Source organism: Gordonia sp. LMA484 (assembly GCF_058129505.1).
This window is the reverse complement of the sequence record NZ_CM176700.1, coordinates 661,349-682,607: the sequence shown is the minus strand read 5'-3', so window position 1 is coordinate 682,607 and position 21,259 is coordinate 661,349. Positions and strand designations below refer to the sequence as shown.

Genomic DNA, 21,259 nt, shown 5'->3' with positions numbered 1-21,259 from the left:
TGAGCGTAGGCAGCGGCTATGACCCAAAGCACTGGGCAATTGTGCAAATCTGGAGAGATGAATTCCGACAAAGTGTCCACATCCGGACGTGGGATCTGATGGCCACACCAGCCGGTTTGGATGATGCGTTGCAGGATCTGTCGGAGACCGCCGGACGTCGGCTGGTGGTCCTGGACTGGACGATGGCGGTGGTCGGTTACTCGATCCACGAGGCCGACGACGACCGGCATCGACTCTCGCTGCTCCTGGCCCATTCGGGCGGATGGGATCCGCCGGCCGCCACCGTGCAGGGGTACGTCGACGTCGACCTCGCCCCCGTGGGGCGCTGCCTGCTGATTCCGCTCACCGATCACCGCCGACGCGTCGGATTCCTCGTGACCGCCCTCGACGACTCGCCCCTCGACGACGGACAACTCCCCACCCTGCTGAAGGGTGCATCCGGACTCGGCGTCCTGCTCTCCCTCCGGCTGCTGTACGAGGAGCACGACCGCTCAAGGGCTCGCGAGTTGCTGACCCGGGTGACTGGCCCCGATCCGGCTGCACGGCGTGCCGCGGCGGAGGCCCTCATCGCCGAGCACCACGTCGGGTCGGCGTCGCAGTACGCCGCGGTCGCGGTGGCCGGCGACCCGCGCCCCGGCCACTCACCCGACAGTTCCGCACTCGCGGTGTGGACGACCCTGGATTTCGTGGCGAGGTCGTCCACGGCTTCGGTGGTGGGTTCCACCCTCGACGACGGCACTGGCGTCCTGATCTTCCCGCGGCCCGTGGTCACCGACCGTCTGGCGAGAATCCTCGATGACCCGAAGCTGGGAGACGTTCGCGCCGGGATCGGACCAGTGGTTGAGCGGCTCGAGGATGTTCATCAGTCGCTCTCACTGGCGAGAAGAGCGCTGCGCGCGGCGTGGCTGACGCCGGCAGATCATGGGCGTGCGACCACCTGGGACGACACGGGCCTGGACGGCCTGTTGGCGCTGCTGCCCGTCGAACAACTGACCGTCGAAGACCTCCCCCGATCGGTGAGAACGCTTCTGGCGGCGGGATTGTCGTCGGAGATCCTGTCGACCCTGCAGGCTTATCTGGACTGCGGTGGCGATGCCCAGCACACGGCGTCGCACCTCAACATCCACCGGTCGACGCTCTACTACCGGCTCGGCCGGGTTCGTTCCGCACTGGACACCGACCTGGGTGACGGGCGGCTACGCACCGAGCTGCACGTGGGGCTGCGCCTGCACGACATGCGATTGGCCGCGACCCCCGTTCCGTGAGCTACGGAGGCCCTGATCCGAATTGCTGGTGTCCGAGCCGCTGAAGCCTCCACCGCTCCCCGAGGAGCGCGAGGAGCGAGCTTGCGAGCGTCCCCCGGTCCCTGAGGAGCGAGCGTGCGAGCCTCCCCCGGTCCCTGAGGAGCGAGCGTGCGAGCCTCCCCCGGTCCCTGAGGAGCGAGCGTGCGAGCCTCCCCCGGTCCCTGAGGAGCGAGCGTGCGAGCCTCCCCCGGTCCCTGAGGAGCGAGCGTGCGAGCCTCCCCCGGTCCCTGAGGAGCGAGCGCGCGAGCCTCCCCCGGTCCCTGAGGAGCGAGCTTGCGAGCCTCCCCCGGCCCCTGAGGAGCGAGCGTGCGAGCCTCCCCCGGCCCCTGAGGAGCGAGCGTGCGAGCGTCACGAAGGGCGCCCCTTCGTGGCGCATCCTCGCAAGCTCGGAGGCTCCTCAGGGAACGGACGAGAAACGCTCATCCTCGCCAGCCGAGCGTCACGAAGGGCCCGGCGAACCGGTCAGCGCACCGCCGAATGAATCGCCGCGATCCCGCCGGTCAGGTTCTGCCAGTTGACATCAGAGAATCCGGCCGAGCGGATGAGCGCGGCCAGGTGAGGTTGGTCGGGCCACGCCCGAATCGATTCCGCGAGATAGACATACGCGGCCGGGTTGCTCGACACCTTGGTCGCGACCGACGGCAGCGCCTTCATCAGGTATTCCATGTAGACCGTGCGGAACGGCCGGAACGTCGGGGTGGAGAACTCGCAGATCACCAGTCGCCCACCAGGTTTGAGGACCCGTCGCAATTCCGACAGCGCCTTCTCGACGTCGTTGACATTGCGGAGCCCGAACGAGATGGTCGCGGCGTCGAAGGACTCGTCCGCGAAGGGCAACGCCAGCGCGTCGGCAGCCACCTTCGGCACGTCGCGGTCGGCGCCGGCCTTGAGCATGCCGAGAGAGAAATCGGCGGCGACGCAGTGCGCACCAGAGGTCGCGAGTTCCACGGTCGACACGGCGGTGCCGGCCGCGAGGTCGAGCACGATGTCACCGGGCCGCAGATCCAGCGCCTTGCGGGTCTTACGCCGCCAACCCCGGTCCTGCCCGAACGAGAGCACCGTGTTGGTGATGTCGTAGCGCTTGGCGACACCGTCGAACATCGCCGCGACCTCGGCCGGATCCTTGTCCAGGGTTGCGCGATCGTGCGAGCCGTCTCCCATGCCGACCACGCTACCCCGACGTCCCCGCAGGGCAGCGACCCCGTCAGCCCGCCAGCGACGGGATCGCCGACGTCACGCCCATCACGTCCCGATAGTGTCCGAGCAGTTCGTCGCACACGGCCGGCCAGGTGCGGGTACGCACCGCGTTGAGGCCCGCTCGCCCCATCTCGGCGCGCAACGCATCGTCGCGCAGCACATCGATCACCGACGGCAGCCGATCGACGAACTCGTCCGGCGGCAGCAGGTAGCCGGATCGGCAATGCGCGATGAGGTCGCGTGGGCCACCGGCGTCGGGTCCCACGACGGGCAGTCCGCTGGCCATCGCCTCCTGCACCGTCTGACAGAAGGTCTCATGCTCGCCGGCGTGCACGAAGACATCGAAACTCGCGTACGCGCGTGCGAGGTCGGCGCCCCGCAGCTCCCCGGTGAACACCGCCCGCGGCATCAACTTCGCCAGTCGCCCCCGTTCGGGCCCGTTCCCGACGATGACCACCTGCACCGACGGATCGTCGGCGACCGCGGCCAGCCGTTCGACGTGCTTCTCCGGCGCCAGCCGTCCGACGAAGCCGACCACCAGGCGGTCGCCGGCACCCCATCCGGCACGAAGCTCCGTGCAACGGTGGACCGGGTCGAACTGTTCCAGATCGACGCCCCTACCCCACCGATGCACCCGCGGGATGCCCCGTATCGCAAGTGCTTTCATCGTTTCCGACGACGGTGCGAGTGTGCGGTCACACATCTCGTGTAGCCGGCGGGTGTAGCGCCACGCCAGCTTCGACGTCATCGCCAGCCCGTAGCTCGCGGCGAACCCGGCGACGTCGGTCTGGAACACCGCCACCGACGGCACGTCGAGGCGTCGCGCGGCGACGGCACCCGCAGCACCGACGACGAACGGCGAGGCCAGGTGCACCACGTCCGGCTCGACGTCGCGCACGGTGCGGTACATCGCCGGCGTCGGCACCCCGATCGGCAACGACGTCACCTTCGGCACCATCACCGACGGCACCAGGTGCACCGGCGTGCGGCGTCCGACCAGCCGCGGCGCGGGAGCACTTCTCCGCGGGGTGTCCGGTGCGACCACGACGGCCTGGTGACCTGTTCGTTCGAGGTGGTCGACCACCCGCAGCACGGAGTTCACGACTCCATTCATCTGCGGCAGGAAACTCTCGGCGACGATCGCGACCCGCATGCCGCCAGTGTCGTCCCCCGCGCTTGACCGCAGGGGTCAGACCGGGGAAAACGCGTACGAACACCCGGTGAACACTCGCCCGCCCACCGTGCCGCGGCCGGTCAACCCCCGATCATTTTCTCCAGCACCCCGAAGCTGTCGTGCGCCTCCACTCCCGCCACGGCCCGTTCGACGCCGACTCGCGAGATCTCCTTCGGCTGCATCCGCTCCCCTGCCTCGGCGGTGCAGACGGCTGCGAGGAAGACCTCGGTGATCGCGGCCCGATACAGCGTCCACTGCTCCGCCGGATCGACGTCGATGCCCGCGAGCTGCAGCCGGTCCGCGTACCGCGCGACGAGGTCACGCTCGATGCGCCGGAGCAGTTCGGGCTCGGTGGATGCCGTGGCGAAATAGGCGACATCGCGGATGCCGACGCCCGCCGACGCGATCTGCCAGTCGAGCAGGCCCGGCCCGTCCGCCTCGAAGAACAGGTTGCCCAGGTGCGGGTCGCCGTGGATCAGTGTCCGGGGCTGCGCCGCCCAGAACGCGTCGATCTGCTTGCTGCGCTCGAAGAAGATCCGGGCGCGACGTTTCGTCTCGGCCGAGATCAGATCGGCGGCATGCCCGGTGATGTCGGCGATGAACCGGCGTCGGATGAGGTCGGCGGTGTGGGTCTCGGTCGATGTGCGGCGAGCCAGTGGAGCCAGGTCATCGTCGAACCGTTCGCTGCGCCAATAGGCCGCGTGCAGATCGGCGAAGGCGTCGACGACCGCCTCGGCCTCGGCGCCGCTCACCGAGTCCACGCAGGTCCGGAAGTCTGCGGTGTGCGAGAGATCCTCCAGCACCAGGACGCTGCGCTGGCGCCGTTGGTCAGTTTGTGCGACATAGCATTTCGGTACACGCACCGGTGGCGCATCGCCGAGTGCCCGATAGGCGAGGATCTCCCGGGTACCGAGCCGGAAGACGTTCATCAGCACCCGCTGGATGTAGTTGCGGGGCGGTAGCTTCACGAACATCGTCTCGGGCAGCTCGACATCGGATTTCACCGCGATCCGAGCCCGCGCCGCGGTCCCCGAGTCCTGGTCGAGCACGCTCACCGTCGTGATGGAGTCGGGTGACAGACCCAACGCCCCGGAGAGCCACCGTGCGTCGACAGCATCGACCCCCAACGGAATATCGGCGTGGCCGACCAGCGGATCGAGCCCGGCACGCACGGCTTCCCTGGCGATCAATCCGAGTCCGATCGCGGACGAGATCGCCTGTCTGCTCATCGAACTGTTCATCCGGGTGGCTGCCCTGTGCTCTGCGCCGCCTTCTCTCGCTCCATCCGCTCCTCGTAGTGGCGGACGAGTTCGCGGAAGCCGATGCGGTCGTATCCGGGCACCGGTTGCACTCCCCATTTGTCCTTGGCGGTCGTCTGATCGGCCGCTTCGGCGTTGTCACCGAATGGTGGCGCATCCAGTGGGTACGGCTGTTGGCACTCGAGACTGTCGTCGGAGTACCGGACCTTCATCATCTCGCTGCAGATCTGGGTCAGCGACAAGGTCGGCCACCCGTACCAGATGGCCAGCGCCGGAATGGTGAACGCACCTTCGATGACAAGTGCGAACAGGCAGACGAAGATGCCGCGCTTGAGCCAGGTGTGCATGCGCGCATAGGTGGAAGTGGTGCCGAGTGGCAGTTCCTCGGCGTCGTTGTCGGTGTCGGAGTCGGTGTTCGACGTACTCATGATGATCTCCTGAGGCTGTGCGGACCGTGACGCGGATCAGTCGGTGAAGATCTCGCGGTTGACCGTGTGCAGATATGGGATGGCCAGGAACGGTGTGATGTAGAAGATGTCGTAGAGCCACCATCCGAAGACCGGCAGGACAGTGCCGTCGAAGCGGATGTGGGCGTACATCGTCATGTTGGCGACGTAGCCCACCCAGATGACCACCCCGAACCAGCAGGTGACGGTGAGCCATTGGTGGCCCCAGCGTTTCATCTGCAGGAAGGCGATGGCGGCGGCCACCCGCATCGGGAAGACGACGAAGATCAGTGCGATCTCCCAGCCCTTCTCGCCCGGTGCTGCCGATCCGCCGATCAGCATCTCGTTGTAGTGCCAGAAGTAGCCGTTGTCGACGAAATTGCCCCACGCCGTGAAGAACACGCGGGAGATCAGCGTGTGGCTGGCCAGCATGTCGAGGACCCAGCCGATGCTGTTGAGGAAGCCGTCGAGGATCACCAGGTAGCCGATGAGGGTCACCATGATCGGCCGGACCGACAGCCCGTCCTGTTGCGCTCGTCGCTGTAGCCAGACGCCGCGAAGGAAGACCGGCAGGCCGATGAACCCGAAGATGAAGGTGCCCATCAGGGCGGTGCCCGAGGTGAGCCAATAGTCGGCGTGACGTTGCGCGGCGCGGCTGTCCTCATCGTGCTGGTCATAGCTGAGAGTTCGCTTGCCGCCGTTGTTGTTCGCGGCCGCTGCGGGGCGGCCGCGGGTGAAGGTGGGGAGATTCACGGGGTGGCCCTTTTCTAGGTGTAGATGATCGCGACCTGGATGCAGAACATGGCCAGCAGATATCCGTAGATGACGATCTGGAAGACGATCAGCGCATGCTTTCGTCTCCGGTCCTGTTCGTTCATGGGACTCCTCTCAGGGGGACTGCAACCGCGAGTCGCCCGCGGCCGACAGATGGGCGGCAGCGATCTCCCGCAGCCCTTCGCCGATCGCGCCGTCGCTGCTCAGCGGGGCGAGCACGCAGGTCTGTACCGCATCCATCTCGCTCGCGCCGACGGCGATCAGCCGAGCCGCCGCGACCAGCACCCGGGTCGACGGCGGCTCGAAATGGAAGGCGTCGTCGGCGTTCCGGATACTGTTGGCACAGTCGACAAGTCGTCGTGCGACGGCCGCTTCCACGCCGGATTCGGCGACCACGACCTCGGCTTCCCGCTCGGCCGGCAGATAGTCCATCGCAACGGTGACGAAGCGTTGCCGGAATGACGGTTTCAGATCCTTCAGCGAGCTGCGGTAGGCCGGGTTGTAGGAGCACACCAGCATGAATCCGTCTGGCGCACAAACGGTTTCCCCGGCACGATCGAGGAACAAGGTGCGACGGTGGTCGGTGAGCGAATGCAGGATGGCCAGCGAGTCGTGGCGCGCCTCGACAACCTCGTCGAGGTAGCAGATCGCGCCGGTCCGGACCGCGGTGGTGAGCGGGCCGTCGGACCACACCACGTCGCCACCGGCGACCATGAATCGGCCCACCAGATCGGAGCTCGTCAGGTCGTCGTGGCAGCTGATGGTGATCACCGGCCGGGCGAGCAGATGGCCCATGTGTTCGACGAACCGTGTCTTGCCACAGCCGGTCGGTCCGGTGAGCATCATCGGCATGCGTTGCGCGAACGCCCATTCGAACAGTTGCACCTCGGTGCCACCGGCGTAATACAGATCTGTGTTCACTGCGCTACCAACTCTCGGTGGATGTGGGCCAACACTGACGGCAGTTCTTCGACACGCCGGATGCGGCACGACCGGCGCTCACCGAAGACCTCGGGGAGCGGGTCGACGCGGGCCGGGCCGATGCCGATGTAATAGATGGACACCCCGGCGTCGTCGGCTTCGTCGAGGGCGTGCGCGACGTCGGCCCAGGCGTAGCGACCCTCGTAGCCCTCGTCGGACATCAAACCGTCGCCGATGACGATGAGCAGTCGCCGCTCCGTGCGCTGGTCGGCCAGGCGGCGGGTCAGATGCCGAAGCGGTGCGCCCAGGCGGGTGTAGCCACCTGCCGCCAGGCCCAGACTGCTCGGGTCGACGAATCGGGGGTCGTCGAAATCCTTGAGGCAGTTGACCTCCACCCGGTGCCGGGTGTTGCCGGTGAACACGAAGATGCCGTGGCGTTCGTGCGCGAGGGTCATCGCCCGCGACAGTGCGTCGGCACAAGCCAGTTCGAGCCGGAACGCACGTCCACCGTGGACGTTCAGCGACGAACTACCATCGAGCAGCAGCGCGGTGGTGACGTCCCGGGACGCCGGTAGCAGATCGCGAAAGATTCTGGGCTGTCCGGCTTCTCCGGCCACCACATCGAGGTGGTGTTGCACATAGCGGTCCACATCGACGTCCGAACCGTCCTCGAGCCCGGTCTGCATCGCGCGGTGAGTGCGCTGTTCGAACCAGCGCCGGATGTCCGGCGAGACCGCCGCCACCGGTGCGTTGCGTGTCGGGTGTGCGCGTTCGAGGACCGCGACGTGATCGACCAGGAAAGCGTTGGTCCACATGTTCCATTCGGGATAGGGCACGCCGGCGCGCTGATCGGGCCGGATCTCGATCTCCTCGGTCTCCGGTCTGCTGGGCGGCGGCAGATTCGGGTTGCGCGCACCACCGTCGCCACCGACCGGTACCGACATGATCCGTTGGGAGTCGGTGCGGGAGGACGTCCACGGCATCCGGCCGTAGGCGCGCCGCACGGCCGCGGACAGCGCCCCGCGCGCCGGCGCCGACAGCGGCAACTCCCCCAGCAGGGGGTGCCTGCGCAGCGATTTACCCGATCGCGCCAGCCCGAGTGCACGGTCCAGCATCTCCTCACCGCCCAGATCGTGATCGCTGATCTCCAGCTGTGGGACGACCCGACGCAGTTCGGGCAGCAGCCCCGGCAACCGGTCGGCCATCCAGCCGGCGGCCACCCCTGCCTCGACCAGCGAGAGGGCGCCCAGTTCCCGTGGTGCGAGCTCATGCAGCGCGTAGGCCGCGACGCGGTCCTTGGACGGTGAACACTGCAGCGCCACACCGCAGGTCAGGGTGGTGCGGGTCCAGTCGGGCGCGATCGGCGGATACGGGACATGCACCACGGTGCGCGTGCGATTCAGACCGAATCCGCGGCGCGGGCCGGTCATCAACCGCACGCCCTCGCGGCGCCGTTCGGAGAAGGCCACCGCGGTCACCGCGCAACTGCGTTCGACGGCAAGCGCATTCGAGTGTTCGCGGTCAGCCATCGCGCACCCCTGACCAGCGACCGGCCTCGCCGATCAGAAGGTGCCGATGTTGCGCATGATCCAGTACCAGAACGCGGTGACGCCGACGATCAGCCCCCAGGCGAACGCGAGTCGCAGGATGTCTTGCCACATGGTTGTCTCCGTATCTGATGGGTGTGGTCATCGGGGTTCCAGGCTGCGCAGGGTGGTGGTCAGATAGCTCTGGATCGCCTCGTCGCGCAGCGCTTGTGCGTCCACGGTCGTGGCCAGCAGGCCGTACAGACCGAGCAGGAAGAACACCGCACTGTGGTAGGGATCGACGACGATCTCGGCCTCGCCGTCGTCGCGGGCACGGTCGATCATCTGCGCGACCAACCCGATCACCGGGTGCTCCCGCCATTCGTCGCCCACCGGCCTGGTCGGTGAGAAGTGCAGCGCCAGCAGGTCCTTGAACAGGTACTTGCCGAGCCGCTGTTCCATGGCGGCGACGAGCTCGATGGTCTTCGCCAACGATGTGCGCAGGTCGTGGGGGCGCGCCAGAAAGCGGGTCAGCTCGCGCGCGATCTCGGCTTCCTCACGTTCCTCGAGGTCGAGCAGGACATGCTCTTTCGTCGGGAAGTGGAAGTAGAAGGTACCGCGCGCCACGCCCGCCTCGGTGGCGATGGCCGCGAGGTCGGCGTCGGCCATGCCCTTCTCCCGGTACTCCGCGACGGCGGCGTCGAGCACACGCTGCCGCGTCTGCAATCGCTGCGCCGCACGACCACTTGTCATCGCTCGCCCGTTCTCATCCCAGTGGCACTTCCGGTAAGGCCGACGGGACTATGCTGACAGATGTCAGTGACACTCGTCAGCGAATTGAGAAATCGACCGGCCTGGCCTCGACACCGCACGTGTCGCCACTCGACCACCGGGAAAGCTGGCACCGTGGACCCCATGGAGTTGCTCCTCGGCAGCCGTTGGCTCGGTGCGGTCCCTGACTTCCTCACCGACCGCGTCGGCGCAGACGCACGCATCGGCTTCGTGCCGACCGCATCCTCGATCTACGACGACCGCGCCTGGGTGGACCTGGACCGCACCACACTGCGCGCGCAGGGCTTCACGACCGTCGAATTGGACATCGAAGCCCTCCCGCCGACGACAGTGGCCGGCATCCTCGACGACGTCGACGCCGTGTTCGTCTCCGGCGGCAATGTCTTCCACCTGCTCGCGACGATGCGCCGCACCCGGTTTGCCGACACCGTCACCGAGCGGGTCGCAGCCGGACTCCCCTACATCGGGTTCAGCGCGGGAGCGTGCGTCGTGGGCGCCGACATCGAACCGCTCGGACTGCTCGACGACCCGACCGAAGCCGCCGACCTCGCCTCGACGGCAGGTCTCGGCTGGATCGACGAGGTCGTCGTTCCGCATGCCGACGGCATCGTGTCCGGACGTGCGGTCATCGAGGAGATCCAGACCCGCTACGGCAGCCGGTTCACGCTGCGGCTGCTCGCCGACGATCAGGCGTTGCTGGTCTCGGGTTCGGAGAGTTCGGTGGTCTCGTCCTGAGTCTCGACGGGAGGATCGCCGGCGATCTCATCGTCACCGGCCTTCGCCGCCGCCCGCTCCAGCAGCCGTCGGTTGGCCTCGGCCAGGGCCACCATCACGGCACCGACGATCGCCCATCCGACGACCATGATCGACAGCGCCGGGATGATCGCCAGGGTCCAGCTGCGCCCGGCCGGCCGCGCCAGATCCGGGTTGGTCGCGTCGTACTCGACGCTGATGCGCTGACCTTGGGTGAGTTCGGTCGGATAGAGCAGGCCGAGGCGCGGACTGTGGAACTCGCCATCGGGCGTCTGGAAGTTGACCGCGGCGTGCAGCCGGGACGCCGACACCACGTCGGCCATCACCGTCGCCTCGTTGTCGTTGATCTGCGCATCGTTGCGGTGACACCCGGCGACCAACACCAACGCCATCGTCGTGATGACCATGCCCAACAGCACCAGCACGATCTGGATGCGGCGCAGGATGGTCGGATTCATAGGGGACAGAGTACTGATCTCGGCATTGTCGGACGGAGGGCGTCGGTCCAGATCGCCGCCGATTCAGTCGGCTCGGGCCAACCGCGACTCGATCTCTGCGCGAGCGGCCGCGAGAACGCCGAGATCGTCGCGCAGCAGATACGCGATGTCGGCGCCGGTGAGCAGGGTGCTGAGCGCATAGGTGAGTTGCTGCGGGTCACGGTCACTGGACAGCTCACCGCTCTCGACGGCCCGTGCCGCATTGTCGGCCAGCAATCGGGTCCAGGCGGTGTGTTCGGCGACGACCCGGTCCCGGACGGGGCCTGGCCGTGTGCTGACTTCGGATGCGACGGACGCGAAGAAGCACCCCCCGGCGAATACTCGACGCTGGACATGGTCGAGATAGCCCATGCAGAGCGCGGCCAACCGGTCCCGCCCAGGCGGCAACTCGAGCGCGGGCAACACTACCTCGCGCACGAATACCTCTCGGGCTCGTTCGATGACGGCGAGCTGAAGCTCTTCCTTGGAGCCGAACAGGCCGAACACACCACTCTTGCTCATACCCGTGACAGTCGCCAGCCGCGCCAGCGACACGCCCTGCAGACCTTCGGTGGTGGCCAGGTCGACTGCGGCGTCGAGGATCGCATTCCGGGAGCGCTCACCGTCGGACCGCACCCTCCGGGCGCGACTGTCATCGATCGACATGTTGACACGCTAGCACGCACGGTCGTACTTTCTTAGTTAGCACGAACGATCGTGCGAACTATCGGAGGAGCACGTCATGTCGACAACCCTCAGCGCTGCGCAACGGCAGGCCCCACTGCGGCACACCTATGTCGACGATCCGACGCAGGCGATCTCGACCAAGCGCGTCGTATCGGCAGCGAGTGCGGTCACCGACAACTGGCACGGACGGATCGTCGCGCCCTGCTTTCCCACGACCGCATGGGACTACGGGATCGACAGCAAGGTCGGTGGTGACGACGACCGGCCCAACCCGGGGCACCTTCTGTGCGCGGCCCTCGCCGCATGTCTGGAGAGCACGACGCGAATCGTCGCCGACCACTTCGGGATCCGACTCGACGACGTGGCCGTTGAGGTGACCGGCGAGGTCGATGTGCGCGGCGCACTCGCTATCGACCGTGAGATCCGGCCCGGGTTCCGGCAGATCGGCGCGCAAATACGGGTACGGCCCGAACCCGGCACAGATGTACATCTGGTTCGGCAGATGCTGGCGCAGGTCGAGGCGTTGTGCATCACTCTGGACACCATCCGGCACGGTACCCAGGTCGAGGTGGCCACCGTGATCGACGCCGCCGACAGGTAGCGGCTCCGTATGCGCGAGCGTCTGAAAATTGTCCATACGCATCACCGCAGCGGGCCACCGATCGGATAATCCAGCTGAGACCGCGCTGTGGTGATCTGTGCGGACACCGAACCCGACCGGCCCGCTCAGGTCAGCCGGCGCTCCCCACCCGCTCCCCGATCGCCGCATGCACGGCCCGCAGCCGCTCCCGATCGGTGATCACCTCGATCACTTCGAGTCCGCCTTCCGGAGCCGGCTCGGCCAGCACCGCGGGCAGCTGGCCGATCGTCACCCGCCGGTGCGCCACCCCGAAACCGGCGCACATCGATGCGAGGTCGGTGCGATGCGGGGTGCCGAAGACCCGTTCGTAGGCTCCCGCATACGGTCCGCTGTTGAACCGCGGGTCGCCCTGCTCGAGCAGCCCGAAGATGCCGCCGCCGTCGTCGTTGGCGACCACGATCCGCAGCGAGGACGGGCGCGGTTCGCCCGGCCCGACCACCAGCCCGGTGGCGTCGTGGATGAAGGTGAGGTCACCCATCAGGGCGATGGTGTGCGCCCCGGGCGACGACCGGTCGAGCGCGAGCGCGGCGCCGATGGCCGTCGAGGTGGTGCCGTCGATGCCGGCCACGCCTCGGTTCGAGAGCACTCGCACGCCGTCGGTGACGCGGCCGGCGAGCGCGACGTCGCGGATCGGGTTGCTGGCGCCGACGACCAGCTGATCGCCCGGCCGCATCGCCGCGCTCACCACCCGCGCCACATGCAGGCCCGTGGTGGCGGCCGGGTCATCGAGCAGGCCGTCGAGTTCCGAATCGACCACACCGAGCACACGCTGCTGCACTTCGGCGCATTCCTTGAGCCACTCCTCGCGGGGCTCGCCGGTCGGCTCCACCCGCGTGCCGGTGGCATAGACATTGCCGGAGACGTCGGGCCAGCGCGGGCCGGTGGTCAGCGCGTAGACGCGGACATGCGGGTCGGCGAGCAGCCGCGACACCCCACGATGCAGTGTCGGGCGACCACAGATGATCGCCTGCTGCGGGCGGATCGAATTCAGTGCCAGTGGGTGCAGCGGCGTGTGCGCGTGCGGTGCGGTCGGTTCGGCGACCGTCGGGATGCCGTCGAGCGCCGGGTGCACACCCGCGCCGTGACCGGAGACGACGACCGTGTCCAGCGAGAGGTCGATCGGTAGCGGGACGTCGAGTTTGCCGACCGGGGCCTGCGTCCACGGCAGCCCGTCCGGGCGGCCCGCGAAAGTCCCGAGGTCCTCGTCGGGAGCCCCGGCGGCGTCGGGGACGAGCGGTTCGCGGAGCGGGATGTCGAACTGGACGGGCCCCGCGTTGCCGGTCCGCGCGCCCCGCGCGGCTGCCAGCACACGGCCCACGGCCGACCGCCACTGACTGTTGGTGTCGAGGTCCTGCTCGGCCAGGCCGAGGCTGATCGCGGCCCGCACCTGGGTCCCGAAGATCCCGAACTGTTCAACGGTCTGGTTGGCTCCCGACCCGAGCAGCTCATACGGCCGATTGGCACTGACCACCACCAGCGGCACCCGCGCATAGTTGGCCTCGAACACCGCCGGTCCCATGTTCGCGACCGCGGTGCCGCTGGTCATCACGATCGGCACCGGCTGCTTCGACGACACCGCGAGCCCGAGCGCCAGGAACCCGGCCGATCGTTCGTCGATCCGCACATGCAGGCGCAACCTGCCTTCGACGTCTGCGGCATGCAGCGCGAACGCCAGCGGCGCATTGCGCGACCCCGGGCACAACACGGCCTCGGTCACGCCGCACCGGATCATCTCGTCGACGATGACCCGGGCCTGCAGTGTCGAGGGATTCATCCCTCCAATGTAGGACGACGTCAAATGTCCTATGCATGGCGTAAGGACATGGTGCTCGTCACACCGATACCGCAAAATGGACACATGGGGTTCTACGACGACCGAATCCTCCCGCACGTGATGAACTTCATGTGCGGCATGAAGGCGGACTTTCCCTATCGACGACGAGCGTGTGACGGCTTGACGGGCGAGATCGTCGAACTGGGATTCGGCTCGGGCCACAACGTCCCCTTCTACCCCGACACGGTGACACGCGTGACCGCCGTCGAACCATCGGACGGCATGTGGAAACTCGCCTCCGACCGCGTGGCCGAATCGACAGTGACGATTGACCGGGGCGGACTCGACGGCCAGCGCCTGCCCTTCGAGGACAACACCTTCGACGCCGCGCTGTCGACGTACACCATGTGCACCATCCCCGACCTGCCCGCTGCCGTCGCCGAGATCAAACGGGTCGTCAAAGATGGCGGCACCCTGCACTTCCTCGAGCACGGCATCGCCCCCGACGAGAAGGTGCGCAAATGGCAGTACCGCCTCGATCCCCTCGAGGTGCGTATGGCCGGCGGCTGCCACTTCACCCGTGACATCAAGGCCGCGATCACCGACGCCGGGCTGACGATCACCGACATCGACCAGTTCTACGAGCCCAAGGCCCCCAAGTTCGTGGCTGCGCTCTCCCTCGGCGTCGCCCGGGTGGGTTAGCTCAGCCGGTCTCGATACCCCCCTTCGCTGGTCGAGCACCCTCTCCGCTGGTCGAGTAGCCACCGAGGCGCCCCCCTCGCTGGTCGAGTAGCCACCGAGGCGCTAGCCGAGGCGGCGTATCGAGACCACCCCCTCCGCTGGTCGAGCAGCCACCGAGACACCCCCCTCCGCTGGTCGAGTAGCCACCGAGGCGCTAGCCGAGGCGGCGTATCGAGACCACCGCCAACCAACCACCACCTGACCGCCTCCGCAAGACACCACCCACCAACCCGCCCCAGCACCACCGCCCGCCGCAACTTAGGGTGGACCGAGTGCGTCGTTGGGTACTGCTGGCCGTCCTCACCGCGGCCGCGACCTATCTCCTCGAACTTCTTGATGTGGACGCCGCCGCGCTGTTCGCGGGCCTCGTCGTGGCCGGTGCACTGGCCATCGCCGGATTCGCCCCGCGCCCTCACGGATCGCATGAGCGCGCCGACGACCCCACCGACGAACCGGCACCACCGCCGATCCCCCGTCCCGCGATGCACGCCGCGCAAGGCGTACTCGGGGTGTTCATCGGCACGATGGCCGACCCGGAGACGCTGTCCGGACTGGGGTCGTCGTGGTTCCCGGTTCTGGTGATCGGCCTCGGCACCCTGGCGATGTCGGTGCTCGGCGGCCTGCTGCTGGGCCTGCATCGACTGGTCGATCCGCTCACCGGCTCGCTGGCCCTGGTCGCCGGCGGCGCGTCGGGACTCGTGGCCCTCACCCGCGAACTCGGCGGCGACGAACGGATGGTCGCGGTCATCCAGTACCTGCGGGTCGCACTCGTCACCATCACCATCCCGCTGGTGGCGTCGGTGGTGTTCGATGCGACGTCGACATCGGTGGAGACCACCCCGCCCAGCGTCACCGACCAGCTCTGGGGCCTGCTGCTACTGGCGGTCTGCCTCGGCATCGGCATACCTCTCGGACGACGCCTGCATCTGCCCGCGGCCGGTCTGCTCGGTCCGATGGCGGTCTCGACGATCGCCGAACTCACCGGTCTCGCCGGCGACGCCGCCGTCTCGACGATCCTGCTGACCATCGCCTACGCGATCATCGGCTGGCAGGCCGGACTCGGGTTCACGATGGAACGTCTGCGGGCCATCGGCCGCGTGTTGCCCGCCGCACTCGTGCTGATCCTCGCCATCGGGGTCGGCTGCGCGTTGTTGGGTGTGGCGCTCTCGGCGTGGACCGGCGAGTCGATGTTCGACTGCTACCTGGCCACCACACCCGGAGGTATCTACGCGGTCCTCGCCGCGGCCACGGCCGCCGGCGGGAACGTTGCGTTCGTGGTCGCGGCCCAGATCCTGCGTGTGCTGCTGATGTTGTTCGTCGCGCCGTTCGCGGCCCGTGCCGCCGCCCGCCGTCTCGCCCGCTGACCGCGCCTCTCGACCCGCCGACGCCACCTGTCTAGGGTTGAGGTCATGAACGGGGAGGCAACACCATCGAGCAGCCGCGAGTTCGACGTCGTCGTTTTCGGCGTCACCGGATTCGTCGGCGAGCTGACCGCGAAGTATCTCGCCGAGCACGCGCCGCGCGGCACCAAGGTCGCGCTGGCCGGGCGGTCGGAGACCAAGCTGGCCGCCACCCGCAAACGGCTCCCGGCTCGGGCGCATGACTGGCCACTGATCGTCGCGGACTCCTCGTCACCGGCGTCGCTAGACGCCATGTGCGCGCGGACCCGGGTCGTGTGCACCACCGTCGGCCCGTACCTGCGCTATGGGGAGGCGCTGGTGGTCGCGGCGGCAAGCGCCGGCACCGACTACGTGGACCTCACCGGTGAGGCACCATTCGTGCACTTCTCCATCAACAAGGCGCACGAGACCGCCGTCGCCACCGGCGCCCGCATCGTCCATTCGTGCGGATTCGATTCGGTACCTTCCGATCTCGGCGTCTACGTGCTGTACAAGAAGATCTCGGACGACGGCGCCGGCGAACTCACCGACACCATGTTCATCGTCAAGAAGTTCAAGGGCGGCATCTCCGGCGGCACCTTCGACTCCGTTCGGGTCATCGCCGAACAGTCCCGTGACGCGGAGACCAGGCGGTTGTTGCTCAACCCGCACTCACTGTCCGGGGAACCCGGCAAGACGCCACGGCCGTCCATCTCGTCGGAACCCAGCGACATGTCGATGGTCAGTGCCAAGAAGGTCGATCCGTCGTTGCGCGGCACGCTGGCGCCGTTCTTCATGGCATCGGCCAACACCCGGATCGTGCGGCGCAGCAACGTGCTGCTCGACAACGCTTACGGCACCGACTTCAAATACGCCGAAACGATGTCGGTGGGGCAAATCCCGGGCCTGTCCACGGTGATTGCCGGTGCGGTCGCGGTCGGCACCGGAGTGTTCCTGGGCGCCATGAGCTTTGGGCCGACCCGCAAAGTGCTCGACAAGATGCTGCCGAAGCCCGGCGAGGGCCCGAGTGAAAAGGTCCGGGAGAAGGGCTCTTTCGTGACCGAGACCTACACCACCACGACCACCGGCCGCCGCTACCGCTCGCAGATGCGCATGCAGGGCGATCCCGGATACAAGGCCACCGCGGTGATGCTCGCCGAGTCCGCGCTGTCGCTGGCACTCGAGCGCGACCGCCTGCCGAAGCTGACCGGCGTACTCACCCCCGCCGCCGCGATGGGCGATGTTCTCGCCGAACGGCTCCGCGACGCGGGGGCCACGCTGGAAGCGGTCGAGCTCACGTAGGTCAGCTTCACTCGCCCTGAGGCGCCGCCCTGAGGATGCGTCCTGAGGAGCGAGCTTGCGAGCGTCACCACCGCCCCCTGAGGAGCGAGCTCCTCAGGGACCGGTGTGGTGGCTCCCTGAGGAAGCCCGGAGCGCCAGCGAAGGGCTGTCAACCCGATCCCTGAGGAAGCCCGGAGCGCTAGCGAAGGGCTGTCACGAAGGGTCGCCCCCACCTCACACCACAATCGCACTCGCCGCGCCGATCGGCGGAATCCCGTCCTGCGGAATGTTGTCGATCGGGGTCACCGACGTCCCGTCGGGACCGCCCTGCGCCACGAACGAACCGTACAGCCGCGGCTTCCCGGCGTTCGGGCCGTCGACGACCCTCTCCCCCTGCACAGATGTCAGCGCATACGATCCCTCGGTGAGCTCGATGGTGTGCGCCTCACCGGCCTTGACGACGTAGAAGTCGGTCTGCGGGATCAGGTTCCGATCGGCGGTGCCGCTGAAGACGATGATCGCGATGTCGGCGTCGCTGTCGTTGTGGATCGTCACGCCGTCGGCGTCGGTCGAATAGTAGACACCATCGTCGGCGCTGCTCGCGCCCACTGCGTCGAGCGGCCACAGTATGCCGGTGGCAAGCCCTTCCGCGGGGTCCCAGAACTTGTTGTCGGGGTCCACGATCGGGACGTCGGCGTTGCGGATCGGCCCGCCGGTCGGGTTGAAGTTGTAGCTCAGGGTCGAATCGTCTTGGACCACAACCATTCCGTAGAAGATCGCACGCTCGGCCGAATCCCGTTCGCCCTGAACGACATACCCGGAGATGTCGCCACTGGTGTCGATTGTGGTCGACTCGCCCGCCGGCACCACATAGATGCCGTCACCGTGGGGCACGTTGTACTGATCCACCGCGATGACCGCCACATCGTGGTCGGTGGTGTTGGTGAACGTGATGGTGTCGGCATCCTTGTCGTAGGTGTAGGTGATGCCGTCGGCGTCCATGATGCGGTAGTTGTCGCCGATCAGGACCTGGAAGTCGGAAGGATCGTAGTAGCGGTTGTCGGGGTCGATGGTCCACCACACGAGTCGGGCGGTGAGCACCTTGACCGCCTGTGTGATCAGCGACTGGTCACTGTCGTCGACGGCGGGCTGATCACCCAACGACAACGCGGCGACTGCCTGCGCCGGCATCGACAGTCGCTCGCCGGGGCTCAGCAGACCGAAGTAGTCGGTCCCGTCGTCGCGGCTGCGGCGGTTGAGCACCCCGGCCACCACCGCGCTCTGATTCAGGAAGACCAATCCGGCGCCACCGGAGTTGTGGGTCAGGCGGTAGAACACGCTGTCGCGATCGACCTCGTCGTCCGCGGTCGCGGGCGCCGCCACACCACGGGTGCCCGGTTCGCCGACGAACTCGTCGACCGTCGGCGCCTCGTCGATGACTGCCGAGGACGCCGTCGGCGATGCCCCACCCGACGTTGCCGTCCTGCTGACACCGTCCGGCGAATCCGCTGAATGCCGGCCGGAGGAGTCAGCGGCTCGGTGCCGGCCGGTCGGTGTCTCATCGGCGCGGTGTCGGCCGGGCGGCGGAAGATTTCCGAAGCGGGGTGTGGCGCTGGAGGTGGGCGCGGCTTCCTCGACGGTGGGCGCGCCTTCCGACCCACCCGGAGCCCGTGTCGATTCTTCGGGCGTGGCGTCCGACGATCCGGCCCCGCCCGTCCCCTCATCATCCGCCGACGACCCGTCCGCCGGCGGTACGCCCGTACCATCCGACTCTGGTTCGCTCGTACCAGGTGTTTCGGCAGGTAGCTCGGTATTTTCGGTCGCGTCGTCGGCAGGTGGCGTCGTGGGCTCTAAATCCGACGAATCGGCTTGCGCCGAGCCTGTGTTCACCTCGCCCGCCGTCGGGTCGGTGGGGATCGTCTTGCCTGTACCAGAGCCGATGGCGTCATCCGCCGCTGCGATGGCAGCGGGCGACACGATCATCAGCGCGGCGGCGATCCCGGACGACGCGACAATCCGTCGCGTCACACCCAACCTCTTCACGGACATACTTCACGATCGGGGCGGGCCGCCGAAACGTTACGAAAACTGCTACGGCTGGCCGGGATTCAGCTTGATGAACAGCGCATCCATTTCGGCACACAGTCGGTCACCGTCGTGCAGCGTGCCCTTGATGGACACCTTGCGCCCGTCGACCTTCTCGGCCCAGGTACGGCACTGCAACCCCTTGTTCAAGGGCGTGATGGATCGGTATTGCACCGTGAGATAGGCGGTGCGGCTGACACCCTGGATCGCCACCGCCGACGCGAAACCACCCAGATCGTCGAAGGCCACGGCGATCTGACCACCGTGGGCAGCGTTGTTGCCGCCCAGGTGGAAGTCGCGGAACGTGACGGTCGCGAACACCCCGTCGTCGTTGACCTGGGTGACCTCATAGGGCGGCAGGGTGATGTTGCCGCGAGCGGGCAGGTCGATGCGGGTGCCCGCCGGCGAATGCCATTCGTCGATCCGGACGGCGGCGAGCTTCTCGTTGATACGCTCGAGGTCACCGATCAGTTCGTCGGTCAGCTCGGGGGTCGGGCACGCGTAGCGGGCGCGGTCCATGAGGGTGCGGACCTGTTCGCTGAACTCGCCGTATCGGGGGCCGCCGCGCTCGGTCGTGATGGCCGTGTGTGCGCGGAAACCACCCTCATGGGGATCTTCGACCTCGGTGGTTGTATCCGGACTGACGCCATCACTCATGCGTCAACCGTATAGAACGGACGATCAGCCCTCGCGGCCCGGCCCGGGCGGATCACCGGGGATGTTGTCCTGCAGGGGACGTGGCTGCTCGCGCTGGTCACGCAGACGCACTGTGCGAGCGATCACCAAGGCGAGCACCACCGCCACCGTGACCCACACGGTGAGGATGATCGCGGCGATGATCCAGCCCACGGCTCAAGCATGCCACCATCTGCGGGGTTTCGGTCAAAGGTCGAGGTCAAAGGTAACGCCGAGTTTTCGAACTGCCGCCGCCGATGGCCGCGAATCGGGTGCGCTCAGCTGCGCACTAGGCTCATTTCCATGACTGCATCCGGCGACTCCGCGGCTCGTGGCACCGACAATCCGTTCGACGCGTCCCAGTGGGCGGCGGTCCCTGGATTCGACGACCTCACCGACATCACCTATCACCGTCATGTCGGCGAAGGCCGGGCCAATGGGATCGTCCGGATCGCCTTCGACCGCCCGGAGGTGCGCAATGCGTTCCGGCCCCACAGCGTGGACGAGCTCTACCGCACCCTCGACCACGCCCGCCGTTCCCCCGACATCGGCACCGTCTTGCTCACCGGCAACGGTCCGAGCCCCAAGGACGGTGGATGGGCGTTCTGCAGCGGTGGCGATCAGCGCATCCGCGGACGGTCGGGCTACCAGTACGCGACCAGCCATGATTCCGATGTCGCTGCGGCGGGTGTGGAGACGGTGGACGAAGCCCGGGTCAAGGCCGAGGGCGGACGACTCCACATCTTGGAGGTGCAGCGACTCATCCGGACCATGCCCAAGGTCGTCATCGCGGTGGTCAACGGTTGGGCGGCCGGGGGCGGACACTCGCTTCACTCGGTCTGCGACCTCACACTGGCCTCGCGCGAACATGCCAGGTTCAAGCAGACCGACGCCGACGTTGGGTCGTTCGATGCCGGCTACGGCAGCGCTTATTTGGCCAAGCAGGTCGGCCAGAAGTTCGCCCGCGAGATCTTCTTCCTCGGCGAAGCCTACGACGCCGACACCATGCATCAGATGGGGGCGGTCAATCGAGTTGTCGCACATGCGGATCTGGAGAACACCGCCATCGAGTGGGGCCGCAAGATCAACGGGAAGTCGCCGACCGCGCAACGCATGCTGAAGTTCGCGTTCAACCTCACCGACGACGGTCTGATGGGCCAGCAGGTTTTCGCCGGCGAGGCCACACGCCTGGCCTACATGACCGACGAAGCCGTCGAAGGCCGGGATGCCTTCCTGGAGAAGCGGTCCCCGGATTGGGAGTCATTCCCGTACTACTACTGAGCCGGCGGGCGCACGTCACCAACCTCCGGCCTGAGGATGCGTCACCACCCGCACCCTGAGGAGCCTCCGAACCTGCGAGGTGCGTCACCACCCG

The 21,259-nt window shown here is 67.4% G+C and carries 21 protein-coding genes; 7 read left to right on the top strand and 14 right to left on the bottom strand.

Features of this window, described 5'->3' with window-relative positions:
* The first annotated feature begins 98 nt into the window (after positions 1-98).
* Complete coding sequence (locus AC4AMJ_RS03025) at positions 99-1,265, top strand: helix-turn-helix domain-containing protein (protein WP_489917209.1); 1,167 nt, start codon at positions 99-101, stop codon at positions 1,263-1,265.
* Between the two features lie 501 nt (positions 1,266-1,766).
* Here AC4AMJ_RS03025 and AC4AMJ_RS03020 read toward each other — a convergent pair.
* From AC4AMJ_RS03020 to AC4AMJ_RS02985, 8 genes are all read right to left on the bottom strand, one after another.
* The gene (locus AC4AMJ_RS03020) at positions 1,767-2,465 is read right to left on the bottom strand and encodes a demethylmenaquinone methyltransferase (protein ID WP_489897038.1); all 699 of its coding nucleotides are present in this window, start codon (positions 2,463-2,465) and stop codon (positions 1,767-1,769) included.
* A gap of 43 nt (positions 2,466-2,508) precedes the next feature.
* Positions 2,509-3,654 (bottom strand): glycosyltransferase family 4 protein, encoded by a 1,146-nt coding sequence (locus tag AC4AMJ_RS03015; RefSeq protein ID WP_489917208.1) that lies wholly within the window; start codon positions 3,652-3,654, stop codon positions 2,509-2,511.
* 101 nt (positions 3,655-3,755) lie between these two features.
* The gene (locus AC4AMJ_RS03010; RefSeq protein ID WP_489917207.1) at positions 3,756-4,904 is read right to left on the bottom strand and encodes a phosphotransferase; all 1,149 of its coding nucleotides are present in this window, start codon (positions 4,902-4,904) and stop codon (positions 3,756-3,758) included.
* 8 nt (positions 4,905-4,912) lie between these two features.
* Positions 4,913-5,362 carry a hypothetical protein gene (locus AC4AMJ_RS03005; protein WP_489897041.1) on the bottom strand — a complete coding sequence of 150 codons (450 nt, stop codon included), beginning with the start codon at positions 5,360-5,362 and terminating at the stop codon, positions 4,913-4,915.
* Positions 5,363-5,398: 36 nt separating this feature from the next.
* On the bottom strand, positions 5,399-6,133 hold the full coding sequence (locus AC4AMJ_RS03000) for a hypothetical protein (protein ID WP_489917206.1): 735 nt from the start codon (positions 6,131-6,133) through the stop codon (positions 5,399-5,401).
* A 135-nt stretch (positions 6,134-6,268) separates the two neighbouring features.
* Positions 6,269-7,075 (bottom strand): CbbQ/NirQ/NorQ/GpvN family protein, encoded by an 807-nt coding sequence (locus AC4AMJ_RS02995; RefSeq protein WP_489917205.1) that lies wholly within the window; start codon positions 7,073-7,075, stop codon positions 6,269-6,271.
* Positions 7,072-8,604: a nitric oxide reductase activation protein NorD gene (locus tag AC4AMJ_RS02990; protein WP_489917204.1), complete on the bottom strand. Its 1,533-nt coding sequence runs from the start codon at positions 8,602-8,604 to the stop codon at positions 7,072-7,074. Before AC4AMJ_RS02990 ends, AC4AMJ_RS02995 begins: the two co-directional genes overlap by 4 nt.
* Before the next feature lie 159 nt (positions 8,605-8,763).
* Positions 8,764-9,354 (bottom strand): TetR/AcrR family transcriptional regulator, encoded by a 591-nt coding sequence (locus AC4AMJ_RS02985; RefSeq protein WP_489897045.1) that lies wholly within the window; start codon positions 9,352-9,354, stop codon positions 8,764-8,766.
* A 162-nt stretch (positions 9,355-9,516) separates the two neighbouring features.
* Between AC4AMJ_RS02985 and AC4AMJ_RS02980 the strand changes: the two genes are divergently transcribed.
* Positions 9,517-10,128, top strand: a complete 612-nt coding sequence (locus AC4AMJ_RS02980; RefSeq protein ID WP_489897046.1) for a Type 1 glutamine amidotransferase-like domain-containing protein — start codon at positions 9,517-9,519, stop codon at positions 10,126-10,128.
* Here AC4AMJ_RS02980 and AC4AMJ_RS02975 read toward each other — a convergent pair.
* A complete protein-coding gene (locus AC4AMJ_RS02975) occupies positions 10,080-10,604 on the bottom strand; it encodes a DUF3592 domain-containing protein (protein WP_489897047.1) in 525 nt (174 codons plus the stop codon). The genes AC4AMJ_RS02980 and AC4AMJ_RS02975 overlap by 49 nt on opposite strands.
* A 63-nt stretch (positions 10,605-10,667) precedes the next feature.
* Positions 10,668-11,288 (bottom strand): TetR/AcrR family transcriptional regulator, encoded by a 621-nt coding sequence (locus tag AC4AMJ_RS02970; protein ID WP_489917203.1) that lies wholly within the window; start codon positions 11,286-11,288, stop codon positions 10,668-10,670.
* 76 nt (positions 11,289-11,364) lie between these two features.
* On the opposite strand from AC4AMJ_RS02970, the gene AC4AMJ_RS02965 reads away from it, so the two are divergent.
* Complete coding sequence (locus tag AC4AMJ_RS02965; RefSeq protein WP_489917202.1) at positions 11,365-11,910, top strand: OsmC family protein; 546 nt, start codon at positions 11,365-11,367, stop codon at positions 11,908-11,910.
* Between the two features lie 130 nt (positions 11,911-12,040).
* Here the strand turns inward: AC4AMJ_RS02965 and menD are convergent, their stop codons facing one another.
* Positions 12,041-13,723, bottom strand: coding sequence for a 2-succinyl-5-enolpyruvyl-6-hydroxy-3-cyclohexene-1-carboxylic-acid synthase (gene menD, locus AC4AMJ_RS02960; protein ID WP_489917201.1), 1,683 nt, complete (start codon positions 13,721-13,723; stop codon positions 12,041-12,043).
* Positions 13,724-13,807: 84 nt separating this feature from the next.
* On the opposite strand from menD, the gene AC4AMJ_RS02955 reads away from it, so the two are divergent.
* The 3 genes from AC4AMJ_RS02955 to AC4AMJ_RS02945 all read left to right on the top strand — a co-directional run bounded on the left by AC4AMJ_RS02955 (position 13,808) and on the right by AC4AMJ_RS02945 (position 17,145).
* On the top strand, positions 13,808-14,425 hold the full coding sequence (locus tag AC4AMJ_RS02955) for a class I SAM-dependent methyltransferase (RefSeq protein ID WP_489917200.1): 618 nt from the start codon (positions 13,808-13,810) through the stop codon (positions 14,423-14,425).
* A 311-nt stretch (positions 14,426-14,736) separates the two neighbouring features.
* Positions 14,737-15,828: an AbrB family transcriptional regulator gene (locus tag AC4AMJ_RS02950; protein WP_489917199.1), complete on the top strand. Its 1,092-nt coding sequence runs from the start codon at positions 14,737-14,739 to the stop codon at positions 15,826-15,828.
* Between the two features lie 45 nt (positions 15,829-15,873).
* Positions 15,874-17,145: a saccharopine dehydrogenase family protein gene (locus AC4AMJ_RS02945; protein ID WP_489897054.1), complete on the top strand. Its 1,272-nt coding sequence runs from the start codon at positions 15,874-15,876 to the stop codon at positions 17,143-17,145.
* Positions 17,146-17,358: 213 nt separating this feature from the next.
* On the opposite strand, the gene AC4AMJ_RS02940 is transcribed toward AC4AMJ_RS02945, so the two are convergent.
* The 3 genes from AC4AMJ_RS02940 to AC4AMJ_RS02930 all read right to left on the bottom strand — a co-directional run bounded on the left by AC4AMJ_RS02940 (position 17,359) and on the right by AC4AMJ_RS02930 (position 20,058).
* Positions 17,359-19,152, bottom strand: coding sequence for a hypothetical protein (locus tag AC4AMJ_RS02940; protein ID WP_489917198.1), 1,794 nt, complete (start codon positions 19,150-19,152; stop codon positions 17,359-17,361).
* Positions 19,153-19,215: 63 nt separating this feature from the next.
* Positions 19,216-19,866, bottom strand: a complete 651-nt coding sequence (locus AC4AMJ_RS02935) for a PaaI family thioesterase (RefSeq protein ID WP_489897056.1) — start codon at positions 19,864-19,866, stop codon at positions 19,216-19,218.
* A gap of 24 nt (positions 19,867-19,890) precedes the next feature.
* Complete coding sequence (locus AC4AMJ_RS02930) at positions 19,891-20,058, bottom strand: hypothetical protein (RefSeq protein ID WP_489897057.1); 168 nt, start codon at positions 20,056-20,058, stop codon at positions 19,891-19,893.
* A gap of 129 nt (positions 20,059-20,187) precedes the next feature.
* Here AC4AMJ_RS02930 and AC4AMJ_RS02925 point away from each other — a divergent pair, with 129 nt between their 5' ends.
* A complete protein-coding gene (locus AC4AMJ_RS02925; RefSeq protein WP_489917197.1) occupies positions 20,188-21,165 on the top strand; it encodes a 1,4-dihydroxy-2-naphthoyl-CoA synthase in 978 nt (325 codons plus the stop codon).
* The last annotated feature ends 94 nt before the right edge of the window (positions 21,166-21,259 follow it).

What these genes read in the sequence shown, in the direction of transcription:
- AC4AMJ_RS03010 (WP_489917207.1), bottom strand. Translation starts at nt 4,904, where the DNA reads ATGAGCAGACAGGCGATCTCGTCCGCGATCGGACTCGGATTGATCGCC.
- AC4AMJ_RS02985 (WP_489897045.1), bottom strand. Translation starts at nt 9,354, where the DNA reads ATGACAAGTGGTCGTGCGGCGCAGCGATTGCAGACGCGGCAGCGTGTG.
- AC4AMJ_RS02990 (WP_489917204.1), bottom strand. Translation starts at nt 8,604, where the DNA reads ATGGCTGACCGCGAACACTCGAATGCGCTTGCCGTCGAACGCAGTTGC.
- AC4AMJ_RS03015 (WP_489917208.1), bottom strand. Translation starts at nt 3,654, where the DNA reads ATGCGGGTCGCGATCGTCGCCGAGAGTTTCCTGCCGCAGATGAATGGA.
- AC4AMJ_RS02975 (WP_489897047.1), bottom strand. Translation starts at nt 10,604, where the DNA reads ATGAATCCGACCATCCTGCGCCGCATCCAGATCGTGCTGGTGCTGTTG.
- AC4AMJ_RS02965 (WP_489917202.1), top strand. Translation starts at nt 11,365, where the DNA reads ATGTCGACAACCCTCAGCGCTGCGCAACGGCAGGCCCCACTGCGGCAC.
- AC4AMJ_RS02935 (WP_489897056.1), bottom strand. Translation starts at nt 19,866, where the DNA reads ATGAGTGATGGCGTCAGTCCGGATACAACCACCGAGGTCGAAGATCCC.
- AC4AMJ_RS03020 (WP_489897038.1), bottom strand. Translation starts at nt 2,465, where the DNA reads ATGGGAGACGGCTCGCACGATCGCGCAACCCTGGACAAGGATCCGGCC.
- AC4AMJ_RS02970 (WP_489917203.1), bottom strand. Translation starts at nt 11,288, where the DNA reads ATGTCGATCGATGACAGTCGCGCCCGGAGGGTGCGGTCCGACGGTGAG.
- AC4AMJ_RS02945 (WP_489897054.1), top strand. Translation starts at nt 15,874, where the DNA reads ATGAACGGGGAGGCAACACCATCGAGCAGCCGCGAGTTCGACGTCGTC.
- AC4AMJ_RS02925 (WP_489917197.1), top strand. Translation starts at nt 20,188, where the DNA reads ATGACTGCATCCGGCGACTCCGCGGCTCGTGGCACCGACAATCCGTTC.
- AC4AMJ_RS02980 (WP_489897046.1), top strand. Translation starts at nt 9,517, where the DNA reads ATGGAGTTGCTCCTCGGCAGCCGTTGGCTCGGTGCGGTCCCTGACTTC.
- AC4AMJ_RS02955 (WP_489917200.1), top strand. Translation starts at nt 13,808, where the DNA reads ATGGGGTTCTACGACGACCGAATCCTCCCGCACGTGATGAACTTCATG.
- AC4AMJ_RS03025 (WP_489917209.1), top strand. Translation starts at nt 99, where the DNA reads ATGGCCACACCAGCCGGTTTGGATGATGCGTTGCAGGATCTGTCGGAG.
- AC4AMJ_RS03005 (WP_489897041.1), bottom strand. Translation starts at nt 5,362, where the DNA reads ATGAGTACGTCGAACACCGACTCCGACACCGACAACGACGCCGAGGAA.
- menD (WP_489917201.1), bottom strand. Translation starts at nt 13,723, where the DNA reads ATGAATCCCTCGACACTGCAGGCCCGGGTCATCGTCGACGAGATGATC.